Below are 23,917 nucleotides of genomic sequence, written 5' to 3'. Positions count from 1 at the left end.
GGATGTCCCAGCCGCTTTCTAAGTGGCTATTGGACATCCCCGGTTTTTTCTATTAAAAAGTGCTAATTCACCATGGCATTCGCTCTAGCATTAATAGATTTTCAACATAGAATATCCTATCAAACGAAAAGGAGGTCGTTACTATGGCCATCGTATTACCGCTTCAATATTTCAATTTAGCCCCTGTCATTGGTAAATCTTATTATGAAAACCTTGCAGGTGGAATTAACGCTGCTGTTACTGTGAACAACAACTCCAACTTCCCAGTAGATTTAGTAATCACTCGTGTGAATGCTCCAGTTATCACATACACGATTCCAGCATTCAATAGCCTTACGCTTGCAGTTCATGCCCTTTTGGTAGCTGCACTCTTAAGTACTCCTGCTGGCACCACATTCGGAACTATTGAAATTTCAACATCAGATTTCTAATAGTGTAGCATTAAGCATCTCTAGCTGGAAGTTCAGCTAGGGATGCTTCTCTATGTGAATCTAGCTTAATCCTTCTATTGTATGCTGCTCCATAAGCTGCTTCAGCTTGGTTTCAGTATTCGAATCTCCCGCAGGAGTATAGATGCTGCAGCGTAAATCTGCACTGCCATGAACCTGCAAAGAGGTTAGATGAAATAACATTTTTCCCGCCTTGGCATGTCTGAATTCTAGTAACACATCCGGGGCCGAGCTAACCCGACTTTGCTCCCACATCTCATTAAAAGCCGGATGCAATTCTTTCAATTCCTCTATAAATTCATCATACCAATGATCCTCTACATACTGTCCGTAATACGCTCTGAAGATAGAAAGATAACCGCTGACGAATTGTTCCCAATTCACTGCTAAGCGCCTAAACTCCTTACGAACAAATAACAATCGGATCATATTCCGCTCTTCGATAGGCAGCTTTGAGAAATCAAGAAAAACATGGGCGGCAGCTTCATTCCAACCGACGATTCCGCAACGTCTATCAGAAATAATCGTAGGACAATATTTAAGTTCCTGTAAAATTTTCTGCAGCGAAGGACTAATTACGGAAGATTCATCTTGCGGATAGGGTGTGGTTCCGGTTCCAGTTTCTAAAGCCAGTGCAAAAAGATACTTCCGCTCATCTTTAGTCAGCCTAAGTGCAGTGGCAATACAGTCCAAAACAGAGGACGAGACTTTTATATCTCTGCCTTGTTCAAGCCACGTATACCAGGTACTGCTTACCCCTGCAAGCTGTGCAACCTCTTCCCTGCGGAGTCCTGGCGTTCTTCTGCGTGTGCCTTCTGGCAAGCCTACAGAGCTTGGTGAAATTGCCGCACGACGTGCTTTCAAAAAATCGGATAATGCTTGTAATCTTGTTTGATTAGCCATAAGCTACCTCCACTTTGGGATTTCTGTTCCTTTAGTATAGTACAAATTATACTAGGATAAACGATAACTTGTAATAGGATAAATAAAGTGGAAAAATACTAGTATACACTAGCTGAGGAGGTTCATTATGGAACGCGTAGTGATTACAGGCATGGGCTTAATCTCACCACTTGGAAATACAATCGAACAATTTTGGGATCGGCTAATTTCTGGTGAATCGGGTATATCCCCGATCACTTCATTTGATACAACAGGTTTTAAGACGAGAATTGCCGGCGAAGTACGTGATTTCGATGCAGAGGGCAGATTTGGGCGTAAAGAGGCACGGCGAATGGACAGATTCAGTCAGTTTGCCCTCGCAGCTACTGAAGAGGCTTGGAAACATTCTGGCCTCCAGCTTGATAAGATTGACAAGGAGAGACTTGGCGTTTATGTAGGATCTGGTGTTGGAGGAATTCAGACCTTGATGGATCAAGGTACGGTCCTGAAAGAGCGTGGACCTGATCGAGTCAGCCCTACCTTAATTCCCATGATGATCTCCAATATGGCTGCGGCGATGATCAGCATTAAATTTGGAGCTCTCGGCCCGACCATGTCTCCAGTAACAGCTTGTTCTATTGGAAATACTGCGATTGGTGAGGCCTTCCGTTTAATTCGTTATGGCGGTGCGGACATTGTTATAGCCGGGGGTTCTGAAGCTGCTATTACTGAAATCTCGTTGGCCAGCTTCGGGAATGCCACCTCTTTATCTACACGAAATGAAGAGCCTACTAAAGCGAGCCGCCCTTTCGATGGAGGACGGGATGGCTTTGTAATCGGTGAAGGTGGCGGCATAGTCATTCTTGAGTCACTCTCCCATGCTCAGCGTAGAAACGCCAAGATTCACGGTGAAGTGATCGGGTATGGTGCTAGCTCTGATGCTTATCATATGGTTGCCACTCATCCAGAGGGGATTGGTGCCTATCAAGCTATGAAGTTAGCGCTAAATGAAGCTAATCTCCAGCCCCACAACGTAGATGTAATCAGTGCGCATGCGACAAGTACAGTAGTAGGAGACCATTCTGAAACCCTAGCGATTAAAAAATTATTTGGCGAGCATGCCTACCACATCCCCGTAACCGCTAATAAGTCCATGACTGGACATGCTTTAGGGGCCGCTGGCGGCTTAGAAGCCATCGCTTTAGTTAAGAGTATCCAAGAAGGGATCATTCCTCCTACCATCAATCAGGGCACGCCTGATTCCATCTGTGATTTAGATTACGTACCTAACAATGCACGAAAAGCTAATCTCGAAATAGGCATCTCCAATTCATTTGGCTTCGGCGGCCATAATGCTGTTATTGTGATCCGAAAGTTCGTAGACTAATCCTACATTATAAAAGGGGTTTCAACTTAGCCATTACACATGACTAGTTGAAACCCCTTCTGCTGTTAATCCTTTTAAACTATCTTATTCCGAAGGTGATACATGACTTCCCCAGATAGAGATCCCTTCATTAGAAACCGCGGTGAACGTCATAACATTACTGGCTGTAGCTTCATTCCACTCTTTCAGGAACACACCCTTATAAGTAGAACCACCTATCGTTAACTCTGCAGTATGATCGTCGATAAGCTTCCACTTGCCCTTTACTGCGCCTTTGATTTTACCACTCTTCGTCAATTGAATTAGCTCCGATTGCACGATATCTGCCGTAATTTCTTTATTATGATTCACATATTTGTATTCGCCTGCGATTTGCTCTTTCGTATATTTATCAATGGTCTCGCCACCATAACGGTGTGGTGCGACCACCGGCCAGCCATCAGCGTTCATGAACATCTGGTGTACTCTAACCTCATGCTTTTCACCACGATTCGGGAACCGTGTATGGAAGATCAAATAATACTTGCCAGTCTCTTCATCGTAAAATGCGGAGTTATGTCCTGGTGATACATATCCTTCCCCACTTACTGGGAGCTCATCGTCATTATTCAGGAATTCGAAATTCCCCATGAGTTTAACTCCGTAAGGAGCATAAGCAGGATCATCAAACAATACGCCAGCTGTGCCCTGTGAATCGATCATATCCTGGCCCTCAGAATCTTCAAATGGTCCATCAGGTGTCTTCGAGCGAGCTACACGGATGTTATATCCGCCATCAGCAGCCAGCCCCCCGTAGGATAGGAACAGGTAGTAGTAATCCGTCTCAGGACTGTACAGCATATAGGGAGCTTCTATCCGCGCATGATTTGCGCCTAGAAGCTTTTTGCCATAACCTTGATCTGGCAGTGGGAATCCTGTGCTTGTATCCAGTTCCATAATAAAAATACCACCGGAATAAGAACCATACACCATCCACAATCTTCCTTCTTTATCAAAGAACACATCCGGATCTACAACATTCGGCTTTTGTGTGGCATCATAAGTTTCTCCGTCATCGCCTACGCCCACCATACCGGACTTTAAGAAGATCCCTTTGTTCTTATAAGGACCTTCAATCTGGTCTGACACGGCTATACCAAGTGCTGATAATGGGGAATCACCTTTACACGCGTTGTAATACATATAATATTTGCCATCCGCCAATTGAATGACATCCGGTGCCCATAAAGTGTCCGTCTTTCCCCAGGTCAAGGCCTCTTTTAATTCCTCTTTGACATTCGGGATGAGTACGTTTCCATCAACAACTCCTGAGGACAATTGAGTCCAGGACATCAGGTCGTCGGATTTAGCAGAAGCCAAATGCGAGCCAAACACATAGTACTTATTATCAGCCAAAATAATGGAAGGATCATGTACAGAAACATTCTTGAAGACAGGCTGAACAGGCTCAGGTCCGCTGTTTATGTTGCCAGAATTAGCCGTGTCGTTGTTGCACGCGGTTACAGCTAATAATGAAACACTAAGTAAAGTAGTAATAATTATCTTCTTCATCGTTATACCCCCTATGTATGCCTTTTCATTTTGAGATGAAAACGATAAATAGTCAACCCTTTTATTTAATTAAGTTCGTATTAATTCATATTTATTTAAATAATAGTGAACATTGTAGAAAATAAAAAAAACGCTAAGCCAACTAAATGGCCTAGCGTTTCCTCTTATTATTTAGTTAAAACAAGTTGCTTACTTAGCGCCTTCTTGCACTAAAACTGGCTCTGGATAAGCGTTCTTAAGTATACGTTGTCTATTCTTAACGACTGTTGGTGGTTCCACCTTAGGTGCCATCGGATGCATTAACCAAGACTTCACCATATGGGTATCCGAAACCTTATACATTGGAGGCTCTTTCTCCATATCGATTTGCATAGCATAGGTGCTGCGAAGTGCGAAGGCATCACCCTTAGGCGGTTTGATCAAATCTGGAGGGGTACCAGGAATAGCGGTAAGCAAAGAACCTTTGCTCTCTAAACTTGGCATGGACGCAAGCAATCCCCAAGTGTAAGGATGTCTTGGATCGTAGAAGATCTCTTCTGCAGTTCCCATTTCAACAATTTGTCCGGCATACATTACTGCTACACGATCCGCCATTCTTGCTACAACACCAAGATCATGGGTGATAAAAATAATCGCCGTATCAATCTTCTTCTGCAATTCCTTCATCAGGTCAAGAATCTGTGCCTGAATGGTAACGTCGAGCGCTGTAGTTGGCTCATCCGCAATCAGAAGCTTAGGGTTTGCTGCAAGTGCCATTGCGATAACGACACGTTGACGCATACCGCCACTGAACTCATGCGGATATTGATTGAAGCGGCGCTCTGGTGAAGGAATACCTACTAGCGTAAGCAGTTCAACCCCACGTTTATTGGCAGCTTCTTTGGAGATTTTCTCATGTTTGTGCAGTACTTCAGTAATTTGTCTGCCGACCTTCATCATCGGGTTCAAGGAAGTCATCGGATCCTGAAAAATCATACCGATCTCTTTACCACGAATCTTCTGCATTTGCTTCTCAGACTTACCGATCAAATCTTGTCCATCAAATAAAATTTGTCCACGTTTATATTCTCCTGGCGGCGTTGGAACTAACTTCATTACCGCTTGTGAAGTTACACTTTTACCGGAACCGGATTCCCCAACTATCGCTAGAGTTTCACCTTTATCTACATGGAAGCTAACACCACGGATCGCTTGTACTTCTCCACCGTGTGTTTTGAATGATATCGCTAGATCTTTTACCTCTAAAAGGCGCTCCATCTTGTCACCCTCTCATTTCCTCGTCAATTATGATAATGATTCTCACCAAGTTGTAAGCAATAAGTATTATTTTATCTAGTTCTAAGGGTTCTAGTCAAGATTTTTCTGAAAAAGATATGGCCAGCAGCAGCCTTATGTACTAGTTCTGTTTAATGCGAGTTCTATTCTTCACTAACAACCACAATATTGGCGGAAGCAGCAAAAGAACTAACAGCAGAGACCATCCGATATCTCCAAGGGATACCAAGTTGTCATTCAATAGTCGATAATACGCATAAAGAGAATAGGGAAGAACTACTAGTACTGCTGTAACTACCCCTGGTGTATATATCTTTAAATATATCGTCTGTCCTAGATGAGTAAATACATGTAAGAAAAATACCGCAAGCACTGCCAAGTACAATAAGTAATTAGAAAAGAATACTGCAATACAAGTTACCGTCACTATAAAAATATACACGAATAATACGTCCATTGCAAAATTACGTGTAGTCATTTGTAACATCGAATGATACGTCTTGCGCATAAACGAAGGAATAGCGTCCTCTAACCTGGTTCTATACTTTGCCCCCCATGCTTCAATCGTTAATATTTCTTCAAAATCATGAAACATAAATAGGATCGGCAACAGCCACAGCAAACTTACGATATCTATATGTACACTTAGCCACTCAAACATGAGAATCCTCTCCCTTCTCCTGCTCAGCCTCCTTACCTTCTTATGTTGTAATCTTGCTGAAAATGTCCTAACCCATGAAACGTTCCCAACCTTCCAGCAGATTATCCTGTGCCCACTGGAAATGGCCTTGGCTATCGTATTTACGCGAATAACACTCAATGAAATAAATTAAATCGATATATAAGTCGTAGAGCTTTTTGCGTACACATTCATTAGGGCTATCAAAGCTGTCCCCATAACCTCTACAGAAATGCTCAGAATCCTCAATATAGCGAAAATAATATTCCATAAGGTGATCGCCCCATAACGCCCGTTCCCAATCGATTAAGGCAACAATGCTTCCCTCTCGCACAAACACATTCCCATCCCATAGATCCCAGTGAACTAAACGTGGCTCAGTGACCACATCCATCACATGTATACGGCTGTTGATCTCCGCCTCAATCTTTTCTAAAGGAATGGGCATCTTTGCCTCTAAGCGCCGAGCATCATCAAGGAGGTTGCCAATCAAATTTTGAAAGGTTTCCCGCCAAGAAGTCCCCTTTATCTTCGAGGATACATTAAATAATCCGAAATGATCCCCTTGAATCTCATTGATAATCCGGCTATAACGACCTAATTCTTCCTCAATACAACTTCTTTGCTGCGGACTAAGCTCTTCCTTAATTTCATTATAGGGCTGGCCGATTATTTTCTCCATGAAAAAAAAGTCACTAGATATTAAATTTCTGCTGTTATCATAAGCGTATACCTCAGGCACAGGTACCGTTCCTTTAGACTTCATTAGCTGCATTGCCGCAACCTCTGTAGCCATGATATCGTGCTCGTAACTTAGCGTGTCTGTCTCATCGGATGGCGATATTTTAAGGATCGTAGCTCTGCCATCTGACAATAGGAGGTCATAAGCTGCGTTGAAATAACCTCCCGTCAATTCCGTACTTTGAATGATTTTCACATGGCTTCCAAAAGCAGCACCCACCAGGATGTCCTGCTGCTCAACCGTCAATTTTGTTTTAGTCTGACTTTCCAAGACTTCACCACCATACAGAGTTAAGTAAAAATGCAAAAATCCAACCTCATAAAAGCCCGGGATTCATTGTATTTGATATAAGAAAGATAAACAATCCTTCTCCATTGGAATGAAAATTGTTAAAATTAGAAATAACACGTATCATTAGCTGCTTTTCATGAAAGAGAGGAAACTATTATTATGATCATAAAACCTAGAACACGTGGCTTTATATGTACAACCGCACATCCGCAAGGCTGCGCTCGTCAAGTCGAGCGGCAAATTGAGTATATTAAGGCACAACCCGCGATCAAAGGACCCCGGAAGGTACTTGTCATTGGCGCATCCACAGGCTACGGCCTCGCCTCACGGGTTACAGCCGCCTTTGGGGCTGGAGCCAGCACAGTAGGCGTATATCGGCCGAGCAGCAGCAATGGAGCCCGTACAGCCTCTGCTGGGTGGTACAATTCCGCCGCCTTCGAACAACTTGCGGAGTCTGCAGGCCTGCAATCCTACAGCGTTACGGGAGATGCTTACTCCAAAGAGACCAAAGAAAGAACGATTCAGCTGATCCGCAGCGAATTAGGACAAGTCGATTTGGTCATCTACAGTGTTGCTTCTGGGCGCCGTACAGACCCGGAGACAGGTGAAGTATATAACTCTGTTCTCAAACCTATTGGCGACACCTTTACCAACAAAACTGTAAATTTTCATACGGGTGAAGTCACTCAAATCTCCATCGAACCCGCGACCGATAAGGAAGTTCATGATACCGTACGGGTGATGGGCGGTGATGATTGGCAGTTATGGATAGAAGCACTCCAGCAAGCCGGAGTATTAGCTGATCACGCAACCACTATTGCTTATTCGTATATCGGATCAGAGCTTACTCAAGCCGTATATCGCCAGGGAACGATTGGACTTGCTAAAGACCATCTCGAAGCTACGGCAAGAACACTTAACGAAGCGTTATCTGTTACTCACGGTAGAGCTTATGTAGCGGTCACAAAAGGTCTTGTCACACAGTCCAGCTCGGCGATTCCTGTCGTGCCCCTCTATATTTCCGCCCTTTACAAAGTCATGAAAGAGCACGGTCTTCATGAAGGTTGTATTGAGCAAACCTATCGGTTGTTTGCTGAACATCTCTACGCAGCGAAAGGAACTCCTGTGGATGAAGAAGGGCGTATCCGTATAGATGATTGGGAATTGTCTCCGGCAGTCCAGCAAGAAGTTATAGAAATCTGGGACCAGCTTACTTCAGACAATATCTACGACCTAACGGATCTGCATAGCTATAAACAGGAATTCTTCCAGCTATTTGGATTCGAGACTGAAGGTGTAGATTACGAAGCTGATACTGATCCAGACGTAACTGTTATAAATCTGCGCTAAAATTAATCGTGTTTTTGGATTATCTTCTGCCTGAGGATAAGGGTTGTTCGAGAGCATAAATCTCCTCTTCCAGAGAAATCATCTTTTGCTCAATCATTTTTCGTGCATCTGCCAACGCTTGATTGTAAATATAAGGCGAAAGTTCTTTGAGCATAAAATCGAGAAGGTTCTCGCTGGCTAATTGCCCAATTTCACTGGACAGCTCTGTGTCAAAATATTCTTGAATACTAGCTGTAATCTGAAGCTTATGTTCTCTCGGTATTTTTAACGGCTGCATGGTAATCCTCCAATCTAATTAGATACAGGAAAATGACGTGCTTTCGCACGTCATTTTTCACACCTATAACCTTTATTCACTGCTGCCTTTAAAACGGTTCCAACCCTCAGTCAAGTTATCATGCGTCCAACGGACATAACCTTCGTCTGCATATTTGCGTGAATAACATTCGATAGCAAGAATAAGATCAAGATAAAGATCATAAAGCTTCTTCCGCTGAATCTCGTTCGGACTGTCGTAGGTTGTTCCGTACCCCTTATAGAAACTGGCAGAATTCTCAAAATGCCTAAAATAATACTCCATCAGCACATCGCCCCATAGGGCTCTCTCCCAGTCAATCAGCGATACGATGACTCCATCCTTCACAAATACATTCCCATTCCATAAATCCCAATGCACCAGTCGTGGCTCGGTTACGGCATCTAATGCAGGGAGATACTTGGAAACCTCCTGCATAATCTCTTCACTGGACGCAGGGAGCTGTGCATTCAGCCTCTTGGCATCAGCAAGTACACTTTCCATCAGGCATGAAAAGGTCTCTCTCCACGAGGCTCTTGGCTCCTCTGAATCCGTTCCAAAAATGCCAAAACGTTCTCCGCGTATCTCATTGATTATGCGATTGTAACGCCCCAGCTCAGTTTCGATAGCGTCTCTCTCCGGAAGCGAAAGACTCTCCTTTACATCACTGTAGGGCTGGCCCTCCACCTTCTCCATAAAGAAATACGGAATAGGAATAAGCAGCAGACTTTCATCATAATGGTAGACGGCAGGCACGGGCACAACACCCTTATCTGCAACCATACGGAGAGCTTCCACTTCAGTTCGCATAATGTTCTTCTCATAACTTAACGTATCTGTCTCTACAGCAGGGGCAACCTTTAGAATGACAGATTTCCCAGTGCTGAGTTCCAAATCATAGGCTGTATTAAAAAAGCCTCCCGTAAGTTCTGAACTAAGGTTAACCGCAGTTTCTGAACCGAAAACCGCTTTCACCAAAATATCCAGCTGTTCATCATTTAATTTAACTTTCGTGAAGCTCTCCATTTCGTTTAAACCCACCACATTTCTGTCAGTGGCTCCTCAATCAATACTTGTTGAAGGTTACTTACAGCTTTGGAGAAACCTTCTTCAATAGACATCAGCCCATCTTCATGCTCAATACTAACCACATAGTCATACCCAACCAAACGAAGTGCACTAATAATGTCAGCCCAAGTCTTAAGATCATGTCCAAAGCCGACAGAACGGAACTGCCAAGCACGGTCAAGCATCTTGGTATACGACTGCATATCAGTTAATCCGTGCATATTGACATTCACAGGATCAATAACGGTATCCTTCGCATGGAAGTGATGGATTGCACCTTGGCGTCCCAAAATATGAATCGCTTGCACAGGATCAATTCCTTGCCACCACATGTGACTCGGATCAAGGTTCGCACCGATCACTTCACCTGCTGCTTCTCTCAGCCGCAGCAGAGTACCTGGTGTGTGTACAGAGAATCCGCCATGCAGCTCAAGACCTACCTTTACATCATGCTGAGCGGCAAAGGCACCCCATTCTTTCCAATAAGGAATAACCTTGTTCTCCCATTGCCAGTCCAGAATTTCTTGATAATCATTGGGCCATGGAGCTACAGGCCAGTTCGGATATTTAGCACCCTCATGATCTCCAGGACATCCAGAGAAGGTATTCACAACCGGAACCCCTAGCTTCTGCGCCAATTTGACCGAGTTTACGAAATCCTCATGATCCTTTTGAGCAAGTTCTTTTTGCGGGTGCAATGGGTTACCGTGGCAGCTCAAAGCACTGATTGTAAGTCCGCGAGATTCCACGGCATGTTTGAATTCTTGTAAGGCTGTTTCATTCTCCAGCAGCATTCTAGGGTCGCAGTGGCTGTTGCCAGGATTGCCTCCCGTACCGATTTCTACCGCCTTTAGCCCTTTGGATACTACGTAATCAAGAGCATCCTCCAGCTTACGACCTCCAAACAAGACCATAAATACTCCAAGTTTCATTGTAGGCCACCTCCTCTAGGAAATAGTTTACTTATTATTTATCGTAGATATCAAAATTCTTCACCACTTGATTACTCTCAGCAGCTTCAAAAATAACTTCAATCAAATTCTGTACCCGCATAACCTCAGCGTTCTTAACGATAGGTTCTGCAGTTCCCTCAATGACAGCAGCGAAATTATCATAAAAGCTAGAGCTTAACTCCGACGGCTGAGGTAATTCCTCAGTGATCGTTGCCCCCTCCGATGGAGGTGCCATAGTTTTAGTTAGTCCTACACCTGCACGAATCGGCTTCGGTTCGATTTTTTCACCTGCGTTATTTCTGGTCACCAATCTTCCAGTTAAAGACCAGTCTTCAATAATTCCAGTGCCTTCGATACCCTTCACATACCATCTTGGCAATGTAATAAAGTTAGTCGTCCCAACCTCTACGATCGCTTTAATTCCATTCTCAAATTGCAGAATAGCTTCAAAACCATCATCGACATCGTTTCCTAAAATAAAGCTTAGACTACTGCTCACACTGGTAATTTTGCTATCAATCATGAATAATAGCTGGTCCAATAAGTGAACGCCCCAATCCAGCAGCATCCCTCCGCCTTGTGCCTTAACATGACGCCAGTCACCAGGAATTCCGTTCGCTCCGTGCACGCGGGATTCGATCTGGAATAGGGATCCAATCGTCTCCTCGTCGTACATTTTTTTGATGGTTAAAAAATCTTCATCCCAACGTCTGTTCTGATGCACCATAAACACACGTCCAGCTTGATCAGCCGCCGCCAGTATTTCTTGAAATTCAACCTTAGATAGAGCAACTGGCTTCTCACAAATGACATGTTTGCCAGCTTGTAATGCACGAATCGCAATTTCTTTGTGCACATCGTTCGGTGTGGCAATTAGAATAATTTCGACCGAAGAATCTGCCAATACTTCTTCATAACTTTGGTACGCCTTGTAGCCAGCGTCGTTGGAATTGGTACGACGTGCTTCAAGCACATCGTACGTTCCAACTACGATTAAGGTAGAGGTCTCTTTTATCAATCCTGCGTGATAACTTCCCATTCCTCCAAAACCAACAATGACTACAGAATGTCTGTTTGAACTCATGAACTTCACACCTGCTTCTCGTTTAGTTATCTGATGTTCCGTCAAAATACACAGCACGACCTGTACGGGAAGATTCGTAAATAGCCTCCAAAATTTGGGTAACGACAAGGGCTTGTTCAGGTTTAACTACTGGTTCTTTATCTTCCCGAACTGCTTCAAGCCACAAGCGAGCTTCACGATCGGATTCACTCTCTTGTCCTCCGTTAAAGAAAGCTACTCCCCCTGCGGACAAGTCAATTTTAGTCTCGTATAGACGGCCACCACGGTCACCATTTAAGCGTAACCCGTCCTTCATATCTGCGCCACCCTCTGTACCTGCTAGGAGCGTCTTCGCTTCTCCAAATTCAGATACATTAAGAGCCCAGCTTGATTCCAGTACAATTGTAGCACCATTTTCCATGGTAATAAATCCAAATGCTGAATCTTCTACTTTAAATTGTTCAGGGTCCCATGGACCAAAAGCATTTCCGCCGTTTTTACGGTTACCAAGCTTATGGAAAGTCGAGCCCATAACACTACGCGGTTTATAATTGTCCATCATCCATAATGTTAGATCAAGCGCATGCGTACCGATATCGATCAGCGGACCGCCGCCTTGCTTTTCTTCATCCAGGAATACGCCCCATGTAGGAACCGCACGACGACGAACGGCAATCGCTTTTGCATAATAGATCTCACCAAGCTCACCGTTTTCACAAACGTCTTTAAGATATTCACTATCCGCACGATAACGGTTCTGATAAGCTACAGACAATTTCATGCCTGTACGTTTGGCAGCCTCTAACATTTCCTGTGCTTGAGCTGTAGTCTTCGCCATTGGCTTCTCACACATTACATGATTGCCAGCTTCCAATGCTGCGATTGTGATCACGGAGTGACTGTCATTCGGTGTACATACATGCACGATATCGAATCCTCCGGCTTTCAAAAGCTCTTGATAATCTGTATATACAGCCGCGCCTTCAGCACCATAGGTTTTTGCTGCTTCCTGTGCACGTTCTTCGACGATATCACAGAAGGCTACCATTTCAGCATCTGCTTGACGTGACAAACTTGGCATATGTTTTCCATTAGCAATTCCACCGCAACCGACAATAGCAATTCTCAACTTTTTAGACATGAACATTTCCCCCTTGATTAGCGTATGCTTTTACCCATTTCAAACTATCTTCTACACTTCCTAATGGTGAACGGCTGCAATAATCCTGCTCCACTACCGCCCACTCTACCTTTGCCTGTACAGCCGCATCAAGAATTGCTGTAAGGTTTACTTCTCCTTCGCCTAGAACAACCGTTTCCGGTGAACCATCCTCATGTTTCTTCAAATCTTTAAGATGGATGATTGGCAACCGGCCAGCGTATTTGTTGATATATTCTACGGCATCATAACCTGCGTGATGTACCCAGCATGTATCCATTTCAACTTGCAGCAAATCAGCCGGCACCTCTTCAAACAAACCGTCAAACGCTGTACGGTCACCATATCGATCAGTTAGCTCAAAGTCATGATTATGGTACAAAAGAACCGCTCCACGCGCCTTACACTTTTCTCCAATAATCTTCAGATTCGCAGCAACTTCTTCATAGTTACGTTGTTCTTCTGACAGATACGGCACAATTAGATGATGATTTCCAATCTCCAGGTTGTACGCGATCTCTGCCTCTGTATCATTCAACAACGCGTCATAGGGACGGTGTGCGCCCAGCGCTACTAGTCCAAGTTCATCAAGCAATTGTTTGACTTCTGCTGCGCTACGGCCGAAGTAATGGAAAAACTCCACACCTTTATAACCAAGGGCTGCTACTTTACGCAGTGTCCCTTCAAAATCCTGTTCCAGTTCTTCTCTGAGCGTATACAATTGCAGGCCTATCTTCAGCATTTTCGAATCACTCCAATTGGATTTAAAGTTGGCTTTCTGTAGTGACAATCACTTGAACAATAATGCTGTAACAGAATTGACTAATCTGATTCTCATCAGTTTCCTTAAACTGTCATTCTTGTAAGCACAGCTAATACCGACTGTTTCTAGCGTTGATGGTCGATTTCTTTCTTTATTGCTTAGCTACATAGTAATATGAAAGCGTATATATTAAAATGAATAATATGATTAAAACATGAACAATCTGCTTATCATTTCAATACACCCAGGAGGACCTATGACACATTCTGCTACCTGTCACGTATTATCAGCCGGATTTTCTTTTCATCGCAAGCCTTTTCATATGTCTCAAAGTCAAGGGAACCAGAACTTTCTTATACGTCTGCAAACAGAAGGAAGAAGCCGTGCATTGATCGATGGTGTAATGTCACCTGTGGAAAGCGGGGATATTATGTTATTCGCTCCAAATGATCCTTACTATTTGATCATAGATAAAGAAGAGTACCCTGTAGGCAAGCCACGAATTGAAAGCGGAGATTATCATATCTTTTGCGGAGGAACATGGATTGATGAATGGTGGCAACGTTCACAAAGACCCACTCGCCTAAGTGTGCCGCTTAGTGAGAATTTTCTTGGCTTGTTTCGCCAATTGATTCTGGAGCACCGTCGACTTTCCGACTTCTCTCCAGAAATATCTGCCTGCTATCTGCAAATTCTATGTATGGAAATCGACCGGCTAATTACAGACCAGCCAGCTATTACTCCAAAAGGTTATCTGGCATACCGAATGAAGCAATATGTTGAGGAGCACGCAACCCTACCCTTTCTATTGGAAGATGTAGCAGGTTTTGTGGGTATATCCGTCTCGCGGGCCGTTCATTTATTTAAGGAAGCCTTTGGGACCAGTATTATTAAATATGTAAACGATGTCCGACTGGAAATGGCCAGAGAACGGATAACCTTCAGTCCCATGCCGCTGGAGCAAGTAGCAGAAACTTGTGGTTTTGCGAACTACACCTATTTTCACCGGGTCTTCCGAAGTCGTTTCGGGATGTCACCAAGAGAATATCGTGTGCACAGCAGAGAACAGGTGTAAATGAAGAAAGCCCGTTTCATTGCAAAAGGGTTGTCCCTTAGTAGAAAAAGCTACTTTTAGGACAACCCCTGCTTCTATATTCGAACATAACTCGTGAGCATGAGATTATTCTTTTACAGCCGAAATGATCAGGAACATCGGTCTACGTTCCTCATCCTTCATCCATGGATCATTACTCATTTCTGCTGAAGGCTTTGGTTCTTTAACCGCTTTAATAGTAAAGCCAGCTTCAATCAGGTCATTAAAGTAGGTGGAAATCGTGCGATGGTATTTAATCACATTTTCTGTTAAGAATTTAGTTTCACGAAGTCCTTCTGATTGATAATGATCTACGGGCCAATGCAGGCGGTTTCCTTGCTCATCGGCATACCAGTCTTGCTCTTCACGTGAAGTAAAGATTGGATGCTCCACTGAAAAAATAAAACTCCCGCCAGGCTTAAGAAACGAATGCACCTTTCGGCAGATGGCTGCAAAAGATTCAATATAGTGGAAAGCCAATGAACTGAGAACCACATCAAATTGCTCGCTCGCAAAATCAATGTCCTCAATCGGCAGCTGGATATAAGTTATAGCAGGATCGTTCGTTTTTTCACGCGCCTGTTGCAGCATTTTTTCAGAGATATCCACACCTATAACTGAACTCGCCTGCTGCTCACGGGCGTATAGGCAATGCCAGCCAAAGCCGCAGCCCAGATCAAGCACACTTTTATTATGTAAGTCTGGAAGAAGCGCCTTTAATACATGCCATTCTCCTGCTGCTGCAAGCCCTCCAATAGAACGGGGCATTTGCTGGTAGGCGGAGAAGAAATTCGAATCGTCATATTTATTTTGTTTCATCAGGGATACATCTCCTATATATTATTTCTTCAATTACTATACGCTGAGCGATGTTCTCTTATCAAATAGCCAATAAAAAAGGAGCATCATCTTGGAAGATCTGCCCCTTATATCTATTCTTATTCAATTGTTCCTGCTTGCTTGGTGTTAATCGTACATGCTGTGAAATGGCTCCATAATCACTATTCAATCTACGACTCTGTGCTGCGCACCAGGCTCCGGAGCGCTCTGCCTTACGCAAGGCTTTTTGTGTCTTGGTTCGTGCCATGTGACACCACTCTCCTATTCATGGGTGAATGATTATAGATCTTACATCTATAAGACAACTTCATTTTAACATATTCCAGACTATGAGCGAAGCAAGAATTCCGTTACACTTAGAGCAAAGCTAGTATTCTATCTTATCTAAATAGATGCGGAGGTTTAAAGGATGAATTACCAGGTTTTGTATGAAGGTGCTTTTGCTATGTTAAAGGTCCAATTAAATCCCGGTGAAAGCGTAAAGGCTGAAATGGGCGCAATGGTCGCGATGTCACCTAACGTAGAATTAAAAGGAACCGTGGATGGTGGTTTAATGCGCGGTCTCGGGAGAATGCTGAGCGGTGAGAAATTCTTCTTTCAAGAACTTAAAGCGACCCGTGGTCAAAGTGAGGTATTGCTGTCGCCTGGATCACTCGGCGATATTCAGGCGATAGAATTAGACGGATCGTATAAACTGTTAGTTCAAAAAGACGGATTTCTCGCCGGAACTGAAGGCATTCAAGTAAATACTAAAATGCAGAATTTAACCAGAGGGCTCTTCTCCGGTGAAGGCTTCTTCATTGTAGAAATCAGTGGCAGAGGAACGGTGTTCCTGTCTTCCTTCGGTGCTATCCATGCAATAAATTTAGGACCTGGTGAAGAAATGATTATCGATAACGGACACCTCGTAGCATGGCCAGACTATATGGACTACAAGGTGGAAAAGGCAGCCTCTGGCTGGCTTAACAGCATAACTAGTGGTGAAGCACTTGTCTGCCGCTTCCGTGGAGAAGGTGTAATTCTCGTTCAGAGCCGTAACCCTGGCAGTTTCGGAACGTGGATCAAATCCTTTGTACCTACTCGAAGCTAGACTTCCTAGAACGCAGTAATCAAAAAAGACACAGGCTTAGAGAAAGCCTGTGTCTTTAGGTTAGAAAGCAATCTTACGAGACTGCTTTATCTGCTTCTGCTTTTGCTTTTTTGCAGCCAGTACGTTTACATGTTCCATAAGTACCCTTGAAGTCAAGGCGGTGATCCGTGACGTTAAAGCCATATTCACGTTCCACTCTTCTCTCCAGCTCCACAAGCCAGTCGTCCTTAATTTCCTCCAACCGACCGCATACGCTGCATATCAAATGATGATGCATATGCGAATGATCGTTCCCGCGCAAATCGTAACGGGCAACTCCGTCTCCGAAGTTCATCTTCTCTACAATGTGTAGCTCACATAAAAGCTCAAGTGTACGGTATACCGTTGCCAGGCCCAGATGTGGATAGCTGTTCTTAACAAGCATATATACTTCTTCTACGCTTAAATGATCCTTCTCATTGTCGAGCAGAACGTTCACTATAGCTTCACGCTGAGGCGTTAATTTATATTTTTGCGCCGCAAACAATTGACTGATATTTGATATTTGATCCATTTGGTCTCCTACCTTCCCGGAACGATTTAACATCCGTACCCTCTGAGACGCTCCTATTTATGCAGTTAAGACAAACCATAAATAGTAATCGTTACGATATAATCATAACAAAATTAACCACGAATGAAAAGAGCCTGACATCATTATATCATTTCATGCCACTTATCCAAAGTACTACACCCCAATCTGGCCCATATTTCTATTAAAATCTACTTTTTCGTGAAATAATACAGATTAGACCGCAACCTTTCCATAATTTACAACGTTAAAGGAGTGACAAAGGCTAAGGAGCCTATCCATACAACGAGGTGAAAAGACATGAACATGAAAAAGAGCACACTAGCAGCGATCACAACCGTAGCCATTTTCTCCTTTTCTTTGGGTGGTCAGATGTTTGCAGCTGGGAACACCTTTAAGGATATTGATAACATAAACGGCAAAGAAAAAATCATTTCTTTAAAAAATCAAGGGTTAATTAAAGGTGTCAGCGAATCTCAATTTCTCCCTGGCTCTAAGGTAACTACAGCCCAAGGGATTCAGTTTATCTCCGGCGGTCTCCAGCTCAGCCTCGCAGCCATTGACTTTAACAAAGCTCCTGTTGCCAGCGGCTTGTTCACAAAAGTAAAAGACAAAGCCTGGTACGCTGAAGCCTTTATCAATGCTTATTACAATCAAGTTAAGCTTCCAAAAGACATTGATCCTAGCCTAATTATGACCAAAGAGCAATTCACTAACTATCTAGTGCAAGCGATCGAAGGCGTTGGTAATCTGCCGATGATCAATATCGTTCCAGTAGATATCGCCGATGAAGCGTCACTGACCCCTGCATATCAAGGCAGTATTCAGCGCTCCCTGAAATACAAGATCAATACTCTAGACGCTAACGGAAAGTTTAATCCAAAAAGCGAACTCACCCGTGCCGAAGCAGCGATTATGCTCTACAACGCTTTGGAGTTCCTGAAAACTGGAGGATAAGCCAAATTTCAGTTACTCTTCTCATTTGAATAATCTACACAAGAAAAAGCAGCTCCGGATGATTCCCGAGCTGCTTTTTCTTGTATATTGTCTTTCTACTCTTCTTCACCATTCAGTCTATTCAGAAATTGCAGAGCCCGGGGATTCTTCGGATGCTCCAGCACTTCTTGCGGAGTTCCATGCTCTAAGATATGACCGCCATCCATCAAAATGATCCGGTCCGCTACATCGGCGGCAAATTTCATCTCGTGGGTCACAATCACCATAGTCATACCTTCTGCTGCTAATTGTTTGATAACCTTGAGCACTTCCCCTACCAGCTCGGGATCGAGCGCCGAAGTGGGCTCATCAAACAGTAACACTTCTGGATCTACTGCCATAGCCCGGGCGATGGCCACTCTCTGCTGTTGTCCACCTGACAGCTGATGTGGATAGTTATCAGCTTTATCAGCCAAACCCACCTTAGTCAGCAGCTGAAGCCCCCGCTTACGCGCTTCTTCCTTGGATCGCTTCAGGACAGTTACCTGTCCCTCCATCACATTGCCAAGCGCAGTCATATGCGGGAATAAATTATACGATTGAAAGACCATCCCTGTTTTCTGCCGAAGGGCCAATACGGAATTCTGAGGAATTTTCTTATGATCTGTAAAATTGATGGTGATATCCCCGAGTGACAGGCTGCCTTGATCCGGGATTTCCAACAGATTAAAACAGCGCAGCAGTGTGGTCTTTCCGGAGCCGGATGGCCCAATAATGACAAGTACCTTTCCATGCTCCATTTTCAGATCAATACCCTTTAACACTTGGAGTGCGCCGAAGGATTTATGCAAATTAATGATTTCAATCACAAGTATCTCTCCTTTAGGTCGCAGAGTAACGATCGAGTCGTTTCTCCAAGTAATTTTGCAGCACCGACAGCACAGAACAGAACACTAAATAAAACAATCCTGCTTCGGAGTATACCAACAGAGGCTCATAAGTGGTAGAGGCTACCTGCTGAGCAGTTCTAAACATCTCCGTATAGGTGATGATCGCTGCAAGCGATGTATCTTTGACCAAGCTAATAAAAGAATTGGATAACGGCGGTACAGAAACGCGTGCAGCTTGTGGCAGAATTACGCGGCGCAGAGCCTGCCCACGAGTCATCCCGACTGAGAAGGCAGCTTCCCACTGGCCTTTATGTATCGACAGGATAGCAGCGCGTACGATTTCCGATGAATAAGCCCCTACGCTAAGGGTAAATCCAATGGTGGCGGCAATGAAAGGGTCGAGTACAATACCAACAGCCGGCAAACCATAAAATATAATAAATAGCTGCACTAACAACGGGGTTCCCCGAATGACCCATACATAAAAACGGGCGATTAGCTTCGGAATTACCCACGGTGAAAGACGTGCCAACGCGGTTAGGATCGCCAAAATCAATCCAAGCACAAAGGAAAGTAGCGCCAACGGAATGGTAAAAGCCACCCCGGCTTTAAGCAGGGGTAGCAGTGTATCTAAGAAAATTTGTATTTTGCGGTCATCCATTATTCAGACATCCTTTTTAGCTTCTAGGCTTAATTAGCCTTGCTAGCCTTGTATTATTTTGAAACGTCAGCTCCAAAGTATTTCTCGGAAATTTTCAAGTACGTTCCATCACTTTTCATCTCTTTAATCGCATCACTGACCGCATTCACCAGCTCATCATTGCCTTTCAGGAATACCGCAGCACTTTGTGAGCCTTCAGGAATCTCATCAACCACTTTAATTTTTGCATCTGGTTTTTGTTTTTTCAGATCCAGATAAGACAAGCCATCATTCACAGTTGCATCAATACGTCCCGAAGTCAGCAGATCCATCGCTTGATTGAAACCGTCCGTAGCTACGATTTCAGCACCGTTCTCACGAGCGATGTCGGATAAGTTACTGGTCAGGGATTGTCCGGCTTTTTTACCCTTTAGATCAGCAAAGGTCTTAATATCCTCATTGTTTTCGCTCACGATCAATACTGCCTTGGATACAATATAGGGTTCAGAGAAATCATATTTCACTTTGCGATCTTCGTTAATGGAAACTTCATTAAAAATGACATCAAACCGTTTCGCATCCATCCCAGCAAAAATACCATCCCACTGAGTTTCAAAAAATTCTGCTTCAACACCTAAACGTTTGGCTACTTCTTCGGCAATTTCCACGTCAAAACCCGTCAATTTCCCCGCAGTGTCATGATAAGTAAAAGGTGCATAAGTCCCTTCTGTACCTATCCGCAATTTGCCGCTGGCCTTCACAGCCTCCAAACTGTTTTGCGCTGAAGATGCTGCTCCACCATTCGTTCCAGCTGTTGGTTCAGCAGCCGTATTGGTATTCGAATTATTGCCGCAAGCCGCTACAAGGACCACGGTTAACGCCAATATAATAGTTAAACTCCATTTTTTCATTATTAAATCCCCTCTCTCTATCCGGTTTTTTTCCGGTAAATTGAATAGTACACTGCCATCACATGATCGTCAATACTTTTTTCCGATTATGTACATCGGAATTGTAATATTAACTAGATTTCTACTTATATCTTACCCAATCTTGGATTAATCCTTCACTTCTTTCTCTCTTTACTTCTCAGAAAGATATGGTATATTTATAAACAAATTAATATGGACCTGTTATTTCACTAGGGGAGTCGGCCGACTGAGACGGAGCTTTAAGCTCCGGACCCTTGGAACCTGATCTGGATCATACCAGCGGAGGGAAGTGGAGCAGAATTTTCATCAAGCATGTTAAGTGTTATTATGCAGAATGAACTTTTTGACCCATTCATTTCCTCTGGAAATGGATGGGTCTTTATTTGTTTAGGCGCTCCACAAAAATATTAGGAGGTTAGATCATCACGACCATTTTATCTATTCAAGGCCTAACCTACTCTTTTCCGGAAACTGAACAACCCCCTGTATTCGCAAAACTATCCATGGATATCAGGCAAGGGGAATTCGTCTCCGTAGTAGGTGCTAGCGGATGCGGGAAAAGCACATTTTTCAAAACGGTTGCCGGTTTACTCGAACCTACTCATGGAAAAATAAAACTCCCTACGCTCCCCTCAACCGCTAGTCGTTTAGGTCAGATCGCTTATATGCCTCAGCAGGATTTATTGCTGCCTTGGAGAACAGTGCTCGACAACTGCCTTTTGCCCTGGGAGATCATGCCCAGATTTAGTAAACAGGAAACAATCACTCAGATTCGGGAAATGTTGGCCCGCTTCGGCTTAACAGATGTAGAGAAGGCTTATCCCCATGAACTTTCGGGAGGAATGAAACAGCGAGTCGCATTTCTGCGCACCTTAGTGGCTGGAGGCGGAAGTGGCCTTATGCTGCTGGATGAGCCCTTTGGCGCTCTCGATGCCATGACCAAACGTGAGATACACCGTTGGCTGTTGGAGTTATGGGGTGAACTGAATCAGACGATTATGCTCATCACTCATGATCTGGAAGAAGCACTATTGCTCAGTGACCGGATTTATTTATTATCTGGCGGTGCGCACAGCGAATTACAGGAGATCATTGTCGATCTACCAAAACCAAGACATTATAAGATGAACTATGAACCCCGGTTTATAGCACTACGGGCAGAGTTGGAGCGAAGATTGCATGCAACCTATACCTTTTAAAAAACATCTAGACAACTATGGTCCCTTCCTTCTTCTGGTACTGCTCATTCTTGTAATCTGGGAGTCAGCTGTTCGCCTTCACTTGATTCCAGCCTTTATTCTCCCTGCACCTTCATCTATTGGCATCGCATTGATCGAGCACAGGCAATTATTATTTGGACAGCATTTATTAGCGACGTTGCAGGAGATACTGATAGGTTTTGTCCTTTCTGTGATTTTTGGTGTATTGCTGGGTATTGGAATGTTCCTGTTTCGCCCCGTAGAAAAGGCCATCTATCCCTTCCTTATCATTAGCCAGACGGTCCCATTAATTGCGCTATCGCCCATTTTTATTATGTGGTTCGGATATTCGCTGTGGAGCAAAGTGGCTGTGGTGTTTTTGACGGCTTTTTTTCCAGTTGTAGTGAGTACATATGATGGACTTCGTACAAGTGGCCAGACTTACAAGGACTTATTATTAACATTTGGTGCAAACCGCTGGCAGCTGCTTGTCAAAACCCAAATTCCACTGGCGCTGCCTGCTTTTTTCTCTGGCTTAAAGCTGTCCATTGTATACTGCGTCATCGGAGCTACTATCGGGGAATGGCTCGGCGGCAGTAAAGGACTCGGTTACTTCAGCCGCAGAATGGCCGGAAATATGCAGAGCGATGAAATGTTCGCGGCTGTATTTCTGCTGTCCGCGCTTGGTGTTGTGCTTTTTCTGGCGATAGCTTTACTCGAACAATTATTTTTAAAGAAAAGAGGATCTAACCAATGAATCATTTAAAATCACCACAACGAGGACTTATTTCTGTATTTCTAGTATGCACACTTTTGCTCTTAAGCAGCTGCGGGAAGGCAGACAAGCTAAATAACAACTCCCAAACTGGTTCCTCCAACACCGAAAATAAGCAGTCACACAAGCTGACGATTATGCTTGATTGGTATCCCAATGCCGTTCATTCCTTTCTATACGCTGCGCAACAGCAAGGTTTTTTCCAAGAGGAAGGTTTGGATGTCGAGATCAAAATGCCTGCGGACAGCAATGACGCCCTAAAGCTTGTAGCAGCAAATCAAATTGATCTAGCGCTCAGCTATCAGCCTCAGGTACTTATGGCACGCGGCGAGAAAATTCCTGTACGTTCGATTGCAGCTATCGTGCGGCATCCACTGAATCATCTGATGGTTCCTCAGGCAGGCAGTATTCATAGTCCCAAAGAGCTCGCAGGAAAACAAATCGGCTATTCCTCCATTCCGCTCTATGAAGCAATGATTCGGACAATGATCCAGAGTGATGGAGGCGATCCTTCATCCGCCAAGCTAATTGACGTAGGTTTTGACCTTATCCCTGCGATCTCTACAGGACAAGTGGACGCAATAATGGGCGGGTTCATCAACCATGAACAACTGATCCTTGAAAAAGAGGGACATCCGGTCACCTCGCTTAATCCAACGGATTACGGAGTACCTGACTATTATGAGCTTGTGCTGGTGGCCAGCGAACAAGGATTGCAAAATTCTGAAGCCTACTTTAAAAAATTTCTAAATGCCATAACAAAAGGACAGGAATTTGTGGAGCAGAATCCTGAACAAGCCCTGGATTTACTGGTTGCACATGAAGATGCAACTTCACCGCTCGACAAGGAGATTGAGAAAAAAAGTCTTGAGATTCTACTGCCACTGATGAATGCTGGCGATCAATCTTTTGGTTATCAAGACCCGACATCTTGGGAAAAGGTTCAGCTGTGGTTATCCACCAACGATCTTCTACCAGAAGATATTAAAGCACAGGAAGCTTTTATCAATCTGTAACGTTTAGTTAGTTATTCATACAAGCTTG

26 protein-coding genes and 1 riboswitch are annotated in these 23,917 nt (G+C 43.9%); of the genes, 9 read left to right on the top strand and 17 right to left on the bottom strand.

Translation table 11 applies throughout. From position 1 onward, the window contains the following. The first annotated feature begins 143 nt into the window (after nucleotides 1-143). Nucleotides 144-431 (top strand): hypothetical protein, encoded by a 288-nt coding sequence (locus tag MKY54_RS13390; protein ID WP_076125983.1) that lies wholly within the window; start codon nucleotides 144-146, stop codon nucleotides 429-431. Between the two features lie 60 nt (nucleotides 432-491). On the opposite strand, the gene MKY54_RS13385 is transcribed toward MKY54_RS13390, so the two are convergent. Then, nucleotides 492-1,352 carry a helix-turn-helix transcriptional regulator gene (locus MKY54_RS13385; protein ID WP_076125982.1) on the bottom strand — a complete coding sequence of 287 codons (861 nt, stop codon included), beginning with the start codon at nucleotides 1,350-1,352 and terminating at the stop codon, nucleotides 492-494. Nucleotides 1,353-1,479: 127 nt separating this feature from the next. Here MKY54_RS13385 and fabF point away from each other — a divergent pair, with 127 nt between their 5' ends. Then, on the top strand, nucleotides 1,480-2,718 hold the full coding sequence (fabF, locus tag MKY54_RS13380; protein WP_339190721.1) for a beta-ketoacyl-ACP synthase II: 1,239 nt from the start codon (nucleotides 1,480-1,482) through the stop codon (nucleotides 2,716-2,718). Between the two features lie 84 nt (nucleotides 2,719-2,802). On the opposite strand, the gene MKY54_RS13375 is transcribed toward fabF, so the two are convergent. The 4 genes from MKY54_RS13375 to MKY54_RS13360 all read right to left on the bottom strand — a co-directional run bounded on the left by MKY54_RS13375 (nucleotide 2,803) and on the right by MKY54_RS13360 (nucleotide 7,271). Then, nucleotides 2,803-4,269 carry a family 43 glycosylhydrolase gene (locus MKY54_RS13375; RefSeq protein WP_076219163.1) on the bottom strand — a complete coding sequence of 489 codons (1,467 nt, stop codon included), beginning with the start codon at nucleotides 4,267-4,269 and terminating at the stop codon, nucleotides 2,803-2,805. Between the two features lie 189 nt (nucleotides 4,270-4,458). Continuing rightward, on the bottom strand, nucleotides 4,459-5,526 hold the full coding sequence (locus MKY54_RS13370; RefSeq protein WP_076125977.1) for an ABC transporter ATP-binding protein: 1,068 nt from the start codon (nucleotides 5,524-5,526) through the stop codon (nucleotides 4,459-4,461). Between the two features lie 139 nt (nucleotides 5,527-5,665). After that, nucleotides 5,666-6,205 carry an HXXEE domain-containing protein gene (locus MKY54_RS13365; protein ID WP_076125975.1) on the bottom strand — a complete coding sequence of 180 codons (540 nt, stop codon included), beginning with the start codon at nucleotides 6,203-6,205 and terminating at the stop codon, nucleotides 5,666-5,668. A 67-nt stretch (nucleotides 6,206-6,272) separates the two neighbouring features. Then, nucleotides 6,273-7,271: an aminoglycoside phosphotransferase family protein gene (locus MKY54_RS13360; protein WP_256716492.1), complete on the bottom strand. Its 999-nt coding sequence runs from the start codon at nucleotides 7,269-7,271 to the stop codon at nucleotides 6,273-6,275. A 144-nt stretch (nucleotides 7,272-7,415) separates the two neighbouring features. Here MKY54_RS13360 and fabV point away from each other — a divergent pair, with 144 nt between their 5' ends. Then, nucleotides 7,416-8,606 (top strand): enoyl-ACP reductase FabV, encoded by a 1,191-nt coding sequence (fabV, locus tag MKY54_RS13355; RefSeq protein WP_076275831.1) that lies wholly within the window; start codon nucleotides 7,416-7,418, stop codon nucleotides 8,604-8,606. A 19-nt stretch (nucleotides 8,607-8,625) separates the two neighbouring features. On the opposite strand, the gene MKY54_RS13350 is transcribed toward fabV, so the two are convergent. The 6 genes from MKY54_RS13350 to MKY54_RS13325 form a co-directional block, all read right to left on the bottom strand. Next, complete coding sequence (locus MKY54_RS13350) at nucleotides 8,626-8,883, bottom strand: DUF2164 domain-containing protein (protein WP_076125970.1); 258 nt, start codon at nucleotides 8,881-8,883, stop codon at nucleotides 8,626-8,628. A gap of 72 nt (nucleotides 8,884-8,955) precedes the next feature. Beyond that, nucleotides 8,956-9,927, bottom strand: a complete 972-nt coding sequence (locus tag MKY54_RS13345) for an aminoglycoside phosphotransferase family protein (RefSeq protein ID WP_076301955.1) — start codon at nucleotides 9,925-9,927, stop codon at nucleotides 8,956-8,958. Nucleotides 9,928-9,932: 5 nt separating this feature from the next. Further along, nucleotides 9,933-10,901, bottom strand: a complete 969-nt coding sequence (locus MKY54_RS13340; RefSeq protein WP_339190717.1) for a sugar phosphate isomerase/epimerase — start codon at nucleotides 10,899-10,901, stop codon at nucleotides 9,933-9,935. 34 nt (nucleotides 10,902-10,935) lie between these two features. Continuing rightward, nucleotides 10,936-12,006 carry a Gfo/Idh/MocA family oxidoreductase gene (locus MKY54_RS13335; protein ID WP_076125969.1) on the bottom strand — a complete coding sequence of 357 codons (1,071 nt, stop codon included), beginning with the start codon at nucleotides 12,004-12,006 and terminating at the stop codon, nucleotides 10,936-10,938. A gap of 22 nt (nucleotides 12,007-12,028) precedes the next feature. Further along, entirely contained in the window at nucleotides 12,029-13,126 is a 1,098-nt protein-coding gene (locus MKY54_RS13330) for a Gfo/Idh/MocA family oxidoreductase (protein WP_036686323.1), read from the bottom strand. Continuing rightward, nucleotides 13,119-13,886 carry a sugar phosphate isomerase/epimerase gene (locus MKY54_RS13325; protein WP_076125967.1) on the bottom strand — a complete coding sequence of 256 codons (768 nt, stop codon included), beginning with the start codon at nucleotides 13,884-13,886 and terminating at the stop codon, nucleotides 13,119-13,121. The genes MKY54_RS13330 and MKY54_RS13325 overlap by 8 nt, the downstream gene beginning before the upstream one ends. A gap of 277 nt (nucleotides 13,887-14,163) precedes the next feature. Between MKY54_RS13325 and MKY54_RS13320 the strand changes: the two genes are divergently transcribed. Then, complete coding sequence (locus MKY54_RS13320; protein ID WP_076135544.1) at nucleotides 14,164-14,982, top strand: AraC family transcriptional regulator; 819 nt, start codon at nucleotides 14,164-14,166, stop codon at nucleotides 14,980-14,982. A gap of 105 nt (nucleotides 14,983-15,087) precedes the next feature. On the opposite strand, the gene MKY54_RS13315 is transcribed toward MKY54_RS13320, so the two are convergent. Both MKY54_RS13315 and MKY54_RS13310 read right to left on the bottom strand, forming a co-directional pair. Beyond that, nucleotides 15,088-15,819 (bottom strand): class I SAM-dependent methyltransferase, encoded by a 732-nt coding sequence (locus MKY54_RS13315; protein ID WP_076218191.1) that lies wholly within the window; start codon nucleotides 15,817-15,819, stop codon nucleotides 15,088-15,090. A 61-nt stretch (nucleotides 15,820-15,880) separates the two neighbouring features. Continuing rightward, a complete protein-coding gene (locus MKY54_RS13310; RefSeq protein WP_076125962.1) occupies nucleotides 15,881-16,087 on the bottom strand; it encodes a hypothetical protein in 207 nt (68 codons plus the stop codon). A gap of 162 nt (nucleotides 16,088-16,249) precedes the next feature. Between MKY54_RS13310 and MKY54_RS13305 the strand changes: the two genes are divergently transcribed. Next, the gene (locus tag MKY54_RS13305) at nucleotides 16,250-16,930 is read left to right on the top strand and encodes a TIGR00266 family protein (RefSeq protein ID WP_076125960.1); all 681 of its coding nucleotides are present in this window, start codon (nucleotides 16,250-16,252) and stop codon (nucleotides 16,928-16,930) included. 73 nt (nucleotides 16,931-17,003) lie between these two features. Here the strand turns inward: MKY54_RS13305 and MKY54_RS13300 are convergent, their stop codons facing one another. Further along, nucleotides 17,004-17,483 (bottom strand): transcriptional repressor, encoded by a 480-nt coding sequence (locus MKY54_RS13300; protein WP_036686314.1) that lies wholly within the window; start codon nucleotides 17,481-17,483, stop codon nucleotides 17,004-17,006. A 318-nt stretch (nucleotides 17,484-17,801) separates the two neighbouring features. Between MKY54_RS13300 and MKY54_RS13295 the strand changes: the two genes are divergently transcribed. After that, nucleotides 17,802-18,458, top strand: coding sequence for an S-layer homology domain-containing protein (locus tag MKY54_RS13295; RefSeq protein ID WP_076125959.1), 657 nt, complete (start codon nucleotides 17,802-17,804; stop codon nucleotides 18,456-18,458). Nucleotides 18,459-18,553: 95 nt separating this feature from the next. Here MKY54_RS13295 and MKY54_RS13290 read toward each other — a convergent pair whose 3' ends face one another. The 3 genes from MKY54_RS13290 to MKY54_RS13280 are packed head-to-tail and all read right to left on the bottom strand — an operon-like array spanning nucleotide 18,554 to nucleotide 20,878. Continuing rightward, entirely contained in the window at nucleotides 18,554-19,306 is a 753-nt protein-coding gene (locus MKY54_RS13290) for an amino acid ABC transporter ATP-binding protein (protein WP_076125957.1), read from the bottom strand. A gap of 13 nt (nucleotides 19,307-19,319) precedes the next feature. Further along, nucleotides 19,320-19,988 (bottom strand): amino acid ABC transporter permease, encoded by a 669-nt coding sequence (locus tag MKY54_RS13285; protein WP_076125956.1) that lies wholly within the window; start codon nucleotides 19,986-19,988, stop codon nucleotides 19,320-19,322. A 53-nt stretch (nucleotides 19,989-20,041) separates the two neighbouring features. Next, a complete protein-coding gene (locus MKY54_RS13280) occupies nucleotides 20,042-20,878 on the bottom strand; it encodes an amino acid ABC transporter substrate-binding protein (RefSeq protein ID WP_076183478.1) in 837 nt (278 codons plus the stop codon). A 222-nt stretch (nucleotides 20,879-21,100) separates the two neighbouring features. After that, nucleotides 21,101-21,204, top strand: a riboswitch (TPP riboswitch). A gap of 198 nt (nucleotides 21,205-21,402) precedes the next feature. Here MKY54_RS13280 and MKY54_RS13275 point away from each other — a divergent pair. From MKY54_RS13275 to MKY54_RS13265, 3 genes are read left to right on the top strand one after another with little or no spacing between them, the layout of a single operon-like run. Next, complete coding sequence (locus tag MKY54_RS13275) at nucleotides 21,403-22,098, top strand: ABC transporter ATP-binding protein (RefSeq protein ID WP_179086241.1); 696 nt, start codon at nucleotides 21,403-21,405, stop codon at nucleotides 22,096-22,098. Further along, nucleotides 22,079-22,855, top strand: a complete 777-nt coding sequence (locus tag MKY54_RS13270) for an ABC transporter permease (protein ID WP_081387718.1) — start codon at nucleotides 22,079-22,081, stop codon at nucleotides 22,853-22,855. The genes MKY54_RS13275 and MKY54_RS13270 overlap by 20 nt, the downstream gene beginning before the upstream one ends. Further along, entirely contained in the window at nucleotides 22,852-23,889 is a 1,038-nt protein-coding gene (locus tag MKY54_RS13265) for an ABC transporter substrate-binding protein (RefSeq protein ID WP_339190712.1), read from the top strand. Before MKY54_RS13270 ends, MKY54_RS13265 begins: the two co-directional genes overlap by 4 nt. Nucleotides 23,890-23,917: the final 28 nt, after the last annotated feature.

The organism is Paenibacillus sp. FSL P2-0121 (genome assembly GCF_037975345.1).
GTDB classification, from domain to species: Bacteria; Bacillota; Bacilli; order Paenibacillales; family Paenibacillaceae; genus Paenibacillus_AQ; species Paenibacillus_AQ odorifer.
Note: the sequence above shows the minus strand (reverse complement) of the source record. Positions and strands in the feature narration are given on the sequence as shown.